General features: G+C 75.6%; 4 protein-coding genes. 1 reads left to right on the top strand and 3 read right to left on the bottom strand.

Annotated features, from left to right (window positions below; all coding sequences use genetic code 11):
* On the top strand, nt 1-234 hold a 234-nt coding region (locus tag Q7W29_00740), incomplete at its 5' end, for a VOC family protein (GenBank protein MDO9170341.1).
* 17 nt (nt 235-251) lie between these two features.
* On the opposite strand, the gene Q7W29_00735 is transcribed toward Q7W29_00740, so the two are convergent.
* The 3 genes from Q7W29_00735 to Q7W29_00725 all read right to left on the bottom strand — a co-directional run.
* Complete coding sequence (locus Q7W29_00735) at nt 252-1,007, bottom strand: ThiF family adenylyltransferase (GenBank protein MDO9170340.1); 756 nt, start codon at nt 1,005-1,007, stop codon at nt 252-254.
* Nucleotides 985-1,749: a TatD family hydrolase gene (locus Q7W29_00730; protein ID MDO9170339.1), complete on the bottom strand. Its 765-nt coding sequence runs from the start codon at nt 1,747-1,749 to the stop codon at nt 985-987. The genes Q7W29_00735 and Q7W29_00730 overlap by 23 nt, the downstream gene beginning before the upstream one ends.
* Before the next feature lie 40 nt (nt 1,750-1,789).
* On the bottom strand, nt 1,790-3,594 hold a 1,805-nt coding region (locus Q7W29_00725), incomplete at its 5' end, for an ATP-dependent helicase (GenBank protein MDO9170338.1).

Here is a 3,594-nt window from a genome sequence, read left to right as displayed (position 1 = left end):
ACCCTGCACCTGTACGTGGAGGACGCCGACGAGACGTTCGCGCGGGCGGTCGCCGCCGGCGCGAAGGTGACGATGCCGGTGCAGGACACGTTCTGGGGGGACCGCCACGGCGAGCTGCTCGACCCGTTCGGCCACCGCTGGGCCGTGGCCGCCTGCGTCGACGAGATGACGCCGCAGCAGCTCGAGCGCGCCGCCGAGGAGGCCATGCGGCGGATGCGGGCAGGAGACGACTGACCGGGACGAGTGGCCGTTCAGCTGCCCGACGACCGTCCCGTCACGAGGTCCAGCGCCAGCGAAGCCACCGCGTACCCGAAGATCCCCGGCAGCGCGATCCCGCTCGGCAGCCGGTTGCGGATCCGGCCGCGGTCGAACCGCGGGTCCGCCGTGTCGGGCGCCAGCGCCTCGGCCGGCTCCTCCTCCGACCACACGCAGGGGATGGGCGCGGTCACCCCGCGGCGCCGCAGGTACTTCCGCACCCTGCCGGCCAGCGGGCAGCGCCGGCTCTCCCACAGGTCCCCCGCCCTCACGAACGACACGTCGGTGCGGCCCGCGGCGCCCATGCTGCTGGCCACCGGGATCCCCCGCGCGACGCAAGCCGCCAGCAGCTCGACCTTGGGGTTGAGCGCGTCGATGGCGTCAACCACGCATGACGGCGGCGGCGCGAGCAGCGCGTCGGCGGTGTCGGCGTGGAAGAACGCCTCCACCTCGTCGACGGCGGTGTCGGGGCAGGTGCGCCGCAGGAACCCGCCGACGACCGCGACCTTCGGGCGGCCGACGTCCTCGACGGTCGCGCAGGGGCTGCGGTTCAGCGACGACGCCGTCACCGGGTCGAAGTCGATCAGCACGAGCCGGCCGACCCCGCTGCGCGCCAGCGCCAGCGCGGCGTGCGCGCCCACGCCTCCCAGGCCGCAGACGACGACCGACGCGGCGCGGATGGCCGCGAAGCCGGCCTCGCCGTAGAGGTCGACGGTGCGCGAGAAGCGCTCAGGGCAGTCCGAAGAGGTCACGGGCATTCTCCGTGGTGAGCGCGGCGGCGGCTTCCGCCGTCAGGCCGCGCAGTCCGGCCAGGGCGAGGCAGACCTCGCGCACGTGCCGCGGCTCGCAGGCGCCGGCGGGCACGTCCTGCAGCCCGATGGACGGGGCGTCGGTCTCCAGCACGATGCGTTCCGGCGGCGCCGTCGCCGCGGCGCGCCGCGCCCGCGCGTCCGGACGCGTGACCGCGCCGCCGAACCCCAGGTGCAGGCCGAGGTCCAGGTAGCGGCGGGCCAGTTCCGGCCCGCGCGAGAAGGCGTGCACGACGCCGCGCACCGGCGCGTCCCCGTAGACCTCGCGCAGCAGCGGCACCAGGTGCTCGGCGGCGCCGCGGTCGTGCAGGATCACCGGCAGGCCCAGCTCGCGCGCCAGCCGCAGCTGCGGGCGCAGGGCCGCGACCTGACGGTCCATCCCCGGGTCGTCGATCTTCGCATCGAGCCCGATCTCGCCGACGGCGACCGCCCCGCAGGCGAGCAGGCGCGCGCGCAGGTCGTCGATGTCCAGGGCGCGGTCCGCGACCCACGGGTGCAGCCCCAGCGCCGGGTGCACGCCGGGGTGCGCCGCGGCGAGCGCCGCCACCGCGTCCCAGGATTCCGGATCGTACGCCGGCGCCACGATGTCGCTCACGCCCGCCTCGCGGGCGCGCGCCAGCACGCCGTCGAGATCGTCGGCCAGCGGCGTGGCGTCCAGGTGCGCGTGCGTTTCGATCAACCTCATGGCGCGATCATGCCCGAGACGGGTCGTCCCGTCCAGCCCGTCACGCCCGCAGGCCGGCTTCGGCCAGGAACCGGCTGGGCGATTTCTTCGAGCAGACGATCTCGAGGCGGTGGCGGGCGCGGGTCAGGGCGACGTAGAAGAGGCGACGCTCGGACTCCAGGCCGCCGTCGTCGGACACCGCGTGGGAGTGGGGGATCTGGCCGCGGTCGACCCCGTAGAGGATGACGCGGTCCCACTCGCGGCCCTTGGCGGCGTGGATCGTCGCCAGCTCGCAGGCGCCGTCGAGGGCGACGCCCGCGTCCGCGCCGGCCCGCGCCACCTCGCGCAGCAGGGCTGAGGTGCGCGCCAGCACGGCGGTCGTCCCGGGCGCGCCGTCGCGTCCCGGTGCGACTTCACGAACCAGGGCGACGACCAGCTGCGCGCCGGCGGCCCGGTCGATCAGCGCGTGGACGCGGATCCGGCCGCGGTGCGGTGCGCCGGGGCGCAGCGGCTTGCGGAAGCGACGGCGGTTGTGCCGGATCAGGCGGCGCGACGCGACGGTGATGCGCCGGCCGCAGCGGTAGTTGCGGATCAGCGGGTGCCGCTCGAGGTCGGGGTAGACCTGGTCCAGCTCGATCACCCGCTCGACCGAGGCCCGCCGCCAGGCGTAGATGCACTGGTCCTCGTCGCCGACGCAGAACAGCGAGTCCTGCGGGGCGGCCAGCAGCCCGACCAACAGCGCCTGCGCCGGCTCGATGTCCTGGTACTCGTCGACCAGGACGTGGTCGAAACGCGCCTGCCAGCGGCGGCGGACCTCGGCGTCGCGCTGCAGCAGCGCCACGGCGCCGGCGATCAGGTCGTCGAAGTCGAGCCGGCCGCGCTCGTCCAGGTGGCGCTGGTAGAGGTCGTAGAGCCGGGCCGCAGTGCGTGCGCGGGCATCGCCGCCCGTCGCCTGCGCCAGCGCCGCCGGCGGGTCGACCATCGCCGACAGCTTGAAGCCGCTGACGACGTTGCGCGCGGCGGTGACGTCCAGCGCGACACCGTCGGCCTCCGCGTCGCGGGCGCGTTCGGCGAGCCGCTGCCACGTGTCGTCGTCGACCTCGCCGATCCCCGCGCGCGTGCGGCCCTCCTGCTTCAGCAGCGCCAGGCCGAGGCCGTGGAAGCTGCGCACCGCGACGCCGGCGACGCCGGCTCGCTCCAGCCGCGCCGCGATCTCCAGCTTGGCGTCCCGGTTGAAGGTCGAGCAGAGGATGCGCTCCGGCGCGGCGCCGCGGTGGAGCAGCTCCTTGACCCGCTCGACCAGCACGCTGGTCTTGCCGCTGCCCGCCGGGGCGATGACCTGCACCACGCCGGTGCCGGCGCGCACGGCGCGGCACTGCTGGGGGTCGAGGGAGAGGGGGCGCGGCGGCGGCCGCCGGTCGCGCCGCTCGCCTTGCCGACCTCTCGCGCGGTCCGCGAGTCGCGACAGCCAACGTGGTCCGTGCGCGTCCGGCGCATCCGGCGCATCGGCGTCGAGGCGATCGACCGCAGCCGGCTGCCCCGCGAGCCAACGCAACCGCTCCAGCGTCCAGGGGTGGCGCCATTCGGGATCGACGAACGCTTCCGGCGCGAGGGATTCCAGGCTGCGGTGGGCGTGGATCAACAGCCGACAGCCGCGCCGGTGCGCGGGCGCGGCCAGCGTGCCGTGCACCAGGCGCAGGTCGTCGACCGCATCGCAGGGCACGTCCAGGACGGCGACCCGGTCGTGGCGGGAAAACGTCGCGAGCAGTTTGGCGTTCGGGTTGATCAGCGAGCGACGGACGCCGCGGGGCCGCGAGGCCGCCACGGCGGCCCGCCACTTCTCGTACCTCACGACGTGCCAGCCCG

The organism is bacterium (genome assembly GCA_030654305.1).
In the GTDB taxonomy this organism is placed as follows: Bacteria; Krumholzibacteriota; Krumholzibacteriia; order LZORAL124-64-63; family LZORAL124-64-63; genus PNOJ01.
The sequence above is the reverse complement of the archived record's forward strand: the minus strand, read 5'-3'. Positions and strand labels throughout refer to the sequence as shown.

What these genes read in the sequence shown, in the direction of transcription:
- Q7W29_00730 (MDO9170339.1), bottom strand. Translation starts at nt 1,749, where the DNA reads ATGAGGTTGATCGAAACGCACGCGCACCTGGACGCCACGCCGCTGGCC.